The sequence below is a fragment of the Longimicrobium sp. genome (assembly GCF_036554565.1).
GTDB lineage: Bacteria > Gemmatimonadota > Gemmatimonadetes > Longimicrobiales > Longimicrobiaceae > Longimicrobium.
The window spans coordinates 1-7,149 of record NZ_DATBNB010000763.1; the positions used below are offsets into that span (position 1 = coordinate 1).

The 7,149-nt window shown below is 71.3% G+C and carries 6 protein-coding genes; 4 read left to right on the forward strand and 2 right to left on the reverse strand.

Annotated elements, in window-relative coordinates; all coding sequences use genetic code 11:
• From VIB55_RS21500 to VIB55_RS21510, 3 genes are all read left to right on the forward strand, one after another.
• Nucleotides 1–921 (forward strand): S8 family peptidase (locus VIB55_RS21500; RefSeq protein WP_331878724.1); only part of this gene is annotated, 921 nt, incomplete at its 5' end.
• Between the two features lie 237 nt (nt 922–1,158).
• The gene (locus tag VIB55_RS21505) at nt 1,159–2,316 is read left to right on the forward strand and encodes a S8 family peptidase (protein WP_331878725.1); all 1,158 of its coding nucleotides are present in this window, start codon (nt 1,159–1,161) and stop codon (nt 2,314–2,316) included.
• A gap of 290 nt (nt 2,317–2,606) precedes the next feature.
• On the forward strand, nt 2,607–3,764 hold the full coding sequence (locus VIB55_RS21510) for a S8 family peptidase (RefSeq protein WP_331878726.1): 1,158 nt from the start codon (nt 2,607–2,609) through the stop codon (nt 3,762–3,764).
• A gap of 89 nt (nt 3,765–3,853) precedes the next feature.
• Here the strand turns inward: VIB55_RS21510 and VIB55_RS21515 are convergent, their stop codons facing one another.
• A complete protein-coding gene (locus tag VIB55_RS21515; protein ID WP_331878727.1) occupies nt 3,854–4,339 on the reverse strand; it encodes a hypothetical protein in 486 nt (161 codons plus the stop codon).
• Nucleotides 4,340–4,431: 92 nt separating this feature from the next.
• A complete protein-coding gene (locus tag VIB55_RS21520) occupies nt 4,432–5,958 on the reverse strand; it encodes a sigma-54 dependent transcriptional regulator (protein WP_331878728.1) in 1,527 nt (508 codons plus the stop codon).
• Nucleotides 5,959–6,199: 241 nt separating this feature from the next.
• On the opposite strand from VIB55_RS21520, the gene VIB55_RS21525 reads away from it, so the two are divergent.
• A partial coding sequence (locus VIB55_RS21525) for an OprO/OprP family phosphate-selective porin (protein ID WP_331878729.1) occupies nt 6,200–7,149 on the forward strand: 950 nt, incomplete at its 3' end.

The following is a 7,149-nucleotide window of genomic DNA, read 5'->3' on the forward strand; positions in this document are numbered from 1 at the left end:
GACTACGTGGAAGCCGACGCACCGGTGCAGCTGTTCACCACGCAGCTCTCGCCGCCCAGCTGGGGGCTGGACCGCATCGACCAGCGCGACCTGCCACTCAGCTCGTCCTTCACCTACAATTCCACCGGCAAGGGGGTGAACGCGTACGTGCTCGACACGGGGGTCAACAGCAAGCACAACGACCTGTATCCCCGCACGTCGTTCATCGCCAACGGCAGCAACGGCGACTTCGTGGGAGATGGACACGGCAGCGCCGAAGACTGCCACGGCCACGGCAGCCACGTGGCGGGCACCATCGGCGGCACCAGCCACGGCGTGGCCAAGAACGTGTGGATCTACGCGGGCCGCGTGGTGAACTGCACGGGTGGCGGTACCGCGTCGATGGTGATCGCGGGGATGGACTGGATCGCCGCCAACGGGAAGAAGCCCGCGGTGGTGAACATGAGCCTGGGCTACGGAGACGTGCAGGCGGTGCGCGACGCGGCCGAGCGACTGGTGAAGTACGGCTTCTTCGTAGCCGCCGCGGCTGGGAACGGCGACTTCGCGGGAACGCCGCAGAACGCCTGCTTCCAATCGCCGGCCGGCGCGCCCAACGTGATGACGGTGGGCTCCACCACCAGCACCGACTACGAGTCGTCGTTCAGCAACTACGGCCGCTGTGTGGACATCCTGGCGCCCGGCAGCAGCATCACCTCGCTGGGCATCGGCAGCTACACCGCCACGAGCGTCCGCAGCGGCACCTCGATGGCCACGCCGCACGTGGCGGGGGTGGCCGCGCAGTACCTGTCCGCCGTTCCCACCGCCACCCCGTACGAGGTCACCTCGGCGTTGAACGGACAGGCCACCCTCGACCGCATCCGCCTGCACTCGGCCAGCCTGAACGGGGGCACGCCCAACCGGCTGCTGTTCACCCGCTTCTGACCCCCTCCGACGGGCAGGGCGCTCCCTTTCGGTGCACACGTTTGTTTTCGTGCGCACCAAAGCGGGGCGCCCAGCGCGATCGTCCACACCGACTAGATAGTTGTGGTATGGGCACTTAGGGAGATTGAGGCGGATGGCGCGATCGGTGCCTTGTCTCCGGGGCGTCCCCCGCGAGCCGTTACCCCCGCCTTTCCCGGCACGGATCGCAACGTTCCCGTCCCAACGGAGATGCTCCTCATGAAGCGCACCACCTGTGCCCTTGCTTCGCTCCTTGCCCTGGCCGCCTGCGGCGACCAGCCCGCTCCCACGGCCGCCGCGGAGAGCGCGCCGCTGATGTCGCGCTCGGCCGACGGCAGCTACATCGTGGTGCTGAACGACGGCGCCGACCCGCGCTCGGTGGCGGCGGTCGCCGGCGTCAGCCCGCGGTTCGTGTACACGGCGGCGCTCAACGGCTTTGCGGCCACCCTCAACGCCGGCCAGCTGAACGCGCTGCAGAACAACCCCAACGTCAGCTACATCGACGCAGACCAGGCGGTGCACGCCAGCACCACGCAGCTGAACGCCACCTGGGGGCTGGACCGCACCGACCAGCGCGCGCTTCCGCTGAGCACCAGCTTCAGCTACACCAACACCGGCGTGGGCGTGAACGCCTACATCATCGACACGGGCATCCGCTTCAGCCACTCCGAGTTCGTGGGCCGGGTGAGCTCGGGCTTCGACGCGGTGGACGGCGGCACGGCCGACGATTGCAACGGGCACGGCACGCACGTGGCCGGCACGGTGGGCGGCACGCTGTACGGCATCGCCAAGGGCGTGAACCTGGTGGGGGTGCGCGTGCTGGCCTGCGACGGCAGCGGCACCACGGCGGGCGTGATCGCCGGCATCGACTGGGTGACGGCCAACCACGTGAAGCCCGCGGTGGCCAACATGTCGCTCGGCGGCGGCGCCAGCACCTCGCTGGACGACGCCGTGCGCCGCTCCGTGGCGGCCGGCGTGACGTACGCCGTGGCGGCCGGCAACGGCAACATCTTCGGATTTGCCCAGGACGCCTGCAAGACGTCGCCGGCGCGCGTGGCCGAGGCCCTCACGGTGAGCGCCACCGACAAGACCGACAAGAAGGCGTCGTACGCCAACTACGGCACCTGCGTAGACATCTTTGCCCCGGGCAACAGCATCACCAGCGCCTGGTTCGAGAACGACACGCAGACCAACACCATCAGCGGCACCTCGATGGCTTCGCCGCACATGGCCGGCGTGGCCGCGCTGTACCTGCAGAGCAACCCGGGCGCCACCCCGGCCGGCGTGGCGAGCGCGCTCACCACCGGCGCCACCACCGGCAAGGTGACGTCGGCGGGCACCGGCTCGCCCAACCGCCTGCTGTTCTCGGCGTACTGAGCCGCAGCGAAGCGGATGGATGGAGCCCCGCCGGATCTTCGGATCCGGCGGGGCTTCACGCGTGCCGCCCGATCAAGCCGCCCTGTTCCGGTGCACACAAATGTTCCACTCCGCACCGAAGCGGGGCGCCAACCGTTTCCCGCAGATCTACTCAACCACCGCTCCCGCAACGGGTTGCGCGATCGGAGAGGCGTGGCGCGAACGGTGCCTTACCGGGACCCGTTCACCACCACCGGCGCACCGCTCCATTCCGGGGCCCGCGCCCGAGAAGCTCTTCGAGGAGTCGTTCCATGAAGCGCACCACGTTCGCTCTCGCCTCCCTGGTCGCCCTGACCGCCTGCTCCGACGGCGAAACCCCCATGTCGGCCGACGTTTCGGCGCCGGTCCTTTCGCAGTCGGCCAGCGGCCGCTACGTGGTGGTGCTCAACGACGACGCCGATCCGCGCTCGGTGGCGGCCATCGCCGGGGTCAGCCCGCGCTTCGTGTACACCGCCGCCCTCAAGGGCTTCGCCGGCACGCTGAACGCCGGCCAGCTGAACGCGCTGCAGAACAACCCCAACGTGCGCTACATCGAGGCCGACCTGCCCATGCAGGCGTCGGCCACCCAGACCGGCGCCACCTGGGGCATCGACCGCATCGACCAGCGCTCGCTTCCCCTTTCCACCACCTACAGCTACACCAACACCGGCGCGGGCGTCAACGCCTACATCCTGGACACCGGCATCCGCCTGAGCCACGCCGAGTTCGGCGGCCGCGCGGTATCCGGGTTCGACGCGGTGGACGGCGGCAGCGCCGATGACTGCAACGGGCACGGAACGCACGTGGCCGGCACCGTCGGCGGCGCCGCGTACGGCGTGGCCAAGGGCGTGAAGCTGGTGGCGGTGCGCGTGCTGGACTGCGCCGGCAGCGGCTCCGTCTCGGGCGTCGTGGCCGGCATCGACTGGGTCACCGCGAACCACGTGAAGCCGGCGACCGCCAACATGAGCCTGGGCGGCGGTGCCAGCACCACCATCGACGACGCGGTGACCCGCTCCGTCGCGGCGGGGGTCACCTACGGCGTCGCGGCGGGCAACGGCAACCAGGCCGGCCGCGCGCAGAACGCCTGCAACTACTCGCCGGCCCGCGTGCCGACCGCCATCACGGTGGGCGCCACCACGTCGACCGACGCCAAGGCCTCGTACTCCAACTACGGCACCTGCGTCGACATCTTCGCGCCGGGCAGCAGCATCAAGTCGGCCTGGTACACCGGCGACACCGCCACCAACACCATCAGCGGCACCTCGATGGCCACCCCGCACGTGGTGGGCGTGAGCGCGCTCTTCCTGCAGAGCAACCCGGGCGCCTCGCCGGCGGCCGTGGAAGCCGCGCTCGAGGGCAACGCCACCCCCGGCAAGGTAACGTCCGCCGGCACCGGCTCGCCCAACCTGCTGCTCTTCACGGCGTACTGAGCCGCGAACGGTTCCAGCAGTCCTGAACGCGCGGAGCCCCGCCGGATCTTCGGATCCGGCGGGGCTCTTCGCGTCGTGGGCCGGCTGGCTCAGATCCCCAGGTACGAGCCGATGGCGAACACCCGGGCGGCGCCCTCGCCGTCGCCGACGCGCCAGTAGTGGCCGACGGTGACGCCCAGGATCATTCCGATGGCGACCTCCGGCCCGACGTACGTCTGGTTCGCCCGGACGGCGCCGTGGGGATCCCACGTACGGATCACGCTCACCTGCGCCCGCTGCGAGCCGAACCACACGGCTCCCATCCCCAGAGAAGCGCGCATGCCGTCCCGCCCCAGCTCGGCGGCCAGCGTCGGACCGGTGTAGCCCAGATCGTTGGGCCGGGCCAGCATGACGGCGCCGTAGATGGAGCCGCCCAGCGGAGCCCCGTAGCGCAGCCCGCCGAAGAGACGGGGCTTCGTCTGGTTGCTGCTGCTCGTATCCGCCGGCGCCGGCGTCTCGGTGCCCTGCGCGCGAAGTGGAGCGGCACCCAGCACCAGGGCCACGAGCAGTGCGCGACGGAGGAGTGGCGGAGTCATGGGTGTCCGATCCTGTGGGCGTCGGATGGAGGGCAGGTGCGGCAGATATCCGCCGCAACGTAGGCGCGGTGCGCCGACCCCTGCAAGCATCGTCAGGCAGGGCGGAAGCGCGACCAGTGGATGCCCAGCTTTCGCATCCGCGCCCGCAGCGTGTGTGGGTTCAGCCCCAGGAGCGCGGCGGCGCCGAAGGGACCCTCGATGCGCCCGTTCACCTTGTGCAGCGCGGCCTCGATGTGCCGCGCCATCGCCGCGTTCAGCGTCGGGAACTCCTCGCCCCGTGGCGCCGCTTCGGCTGCCCCGGGGCGATTCTCCGTCGGCGCGGCGACACTCGCGGCCGCGGGCCCCAGCGCGGCGGCGATCTCCAGCTGGTGGCCATTGCCCAGGATCACGGCGCGTTCGATGACCGCGGCCAGCTCTCGCACGTTGCCCGGCCAGGAGTAGGCGATCAGCCGCTCCTGGTCCGCCGCAGTGGGTGCCAGCGGGTGCCCGCCCAGCCGCTGCCCCGCGCGCCAGGCGAAGTGCGCCGCCAGCACCGGGATGTCTGCCGGGCGCTCGCGCAGGGGCGGCAGGCGGATGGGAAACACGCTGATGCGGTACCAGAGGTCTTCGCGGAACGTCCCCGCCTGCACCATCGTGTGAAGGTCGCGGTGCGTGGCGGTGACGATGCGCACGTCCACCGTGTGCGTGGTGCGCCCGCCCACGCGCTCGAAGCTGCCGTCCTGCAGCACGCGCAGCAGCCGCACCTGCGCCTCCAGCGGCAACTCGCCGATCTCGTCCAGAAAGAGCGTTCCGCCGTCCGCCCGCTCGAACCACCCCGCCCGGTCCGCCACCGCCCCCGTAAAGCTACCGCGCTCGTGCCCAAAAAGTTCGGAGTCGATGAGCCCCGGCGGAATGGCGCCGCAGTTCACGCGCACCACCGGGCCGCGCGCCCGCGCGGACTGGCGATGGATCTCGCGGGCGATCACCTCCTTGCCCGTTCCCGTTTCCCCCAGCAGCAGCACCGGGGCGTCCGTTCCCGCCACCTGCGCCACACGATCCACCACCGCGCGCAGCCCGCCGTCCGCGCCCACGATGGCATCGGCGATCTCCTGCCGTCCGAGGCGCGAGAGGAGCGCCCGGTTGTCGGCCTCGGCCGCCTCGCGCAGGCGGGTGAGCTCGTGCAGCTGGATGTCGCTGCGCAGGGCGGACGACACCGGCTCCAGCACCTGCGCGAACAGGTCCTCGTGCGCGGGGCGGAAGGCGGGGCCCACCGCCACCAGCGCGCCGATCACCTGCTCGCCGTCCAGCAGCGGCCCGGCCAGCACCTCGCCCCGCGCCTCGCCCGCGGCCAGGACGCCGGCCAGCCCCTGCGGCGCGCCTCGCAGCACCTCGCCGGCGTGCGCCCACGAGACCAGCGCGTGGAAGTTCGATTTCGACAGTTCCGTCCGCGTCCGCCCGGGGGGCGCCGCGCCCGGGGCACCGGCGGCCACCGTCTCCAGCCGCAGCCGCTCGGCGTCCAGCCGGCGGATCAGCAGGGCCTGCAGCGGCATCTCGTCCGCCAGGCGGTGAGCGATCCGCTCCACCGTCTCCTCGAGAGACGCGTGCCGCCCCGCCTCCCGCCATACATCAACCAGCAGCATCGTGAACCCAGCAAATGTGACGGACAGATCCCGTGTGCTCAGTAAATATGCTGGGCATCCTGGGAAATGTCACGGGCAGCATTCCTCCCGCGGATGCGGAATTTCGCCATCCCCATGCGCAGCAACGGCTTGCGGATTCTGGATTGATGCGGCACGTCGGGTGCCTTGGTGCGGCCCCGTCGTTCCTGCTCCGCCCTGCACCTCCGCAGGCCCGCAGCCTTCCCGATCGGAACTCACGTCAGTGCTCATCCACAGGTCCCTTCTCGCCGCCACGCTGCTGGCGGCCACGGCGGCCGCGCGCCTGGACGGCCAATCGACCGCCCCCGCGCGCCCCGACAGCACGCCGCGCCCCGCGCCCCCCACCGTGACGGCGGGCGAGGACGGCTTCGGCATTCGCTCCGGCGACGGCGCGTTCACCCTGCGCGTGCGCGGCGGCGTGCAGTATGACGGCCGCTTCTTCGCCGACGACACGGCGGGTGCGGCCGTGAACACGTTCCAGGTGCGCCGCGCGCGCGCCGACTTCCAGGGCAGCCTGTACAGCCGCTACGAGTACCGGCTGTACATGGACGTGGCCACCAGCCAGTTGGAGCTCCTGGACGCCTACGTGGACGCACGGGTGACGCCCGCCCTTCGCCTGCGTGCGGGCAAGTTCAAGATTCCCATGGGACTGGAGCGGCTGCAGACTCCTTGGGTGGTGCTGTTCCCCGAGCGCGGCTACCCCACCGCGCTGGTGCCCAACCGCGACGTCGGCGTGCAGGTGCACGGCGTTCTGCGCGGCGGCGCGCTGGAGTACGCGGCCGGCATCTTCAACGGCGTGACGGACGGCGCCAACCAGGACGTGGACGCCTCCGACGCCAAGGACGTGGTCGGGCGCGTGTTCGTGCACCCGTTCCGCGCGACGCCGGGGCCGCTCAAGGGGCTGGGGCTTGGGATCGCCGCGAGCACCGGCAACCAGCAGGGCACCAACGCCGCGCCACTGCTGCCGTCGTTCCGCACCCCCGGCCGCGAGATCTTCTTCCGCTACCGCACGGACGGCACCGCCGCCAACACGGCGGTCGCGGATGGCGAGCGCACTCGCCTGGCGCCGCAGGGCTACTGGTACTGGGGCCCCGTCGGCGTGCTGGCGGAGTACACCGTCAGCCGCCAGCGCGTGCGCCGCGACGCCACCGCCGCCGAGCTGAAGAGCACGGC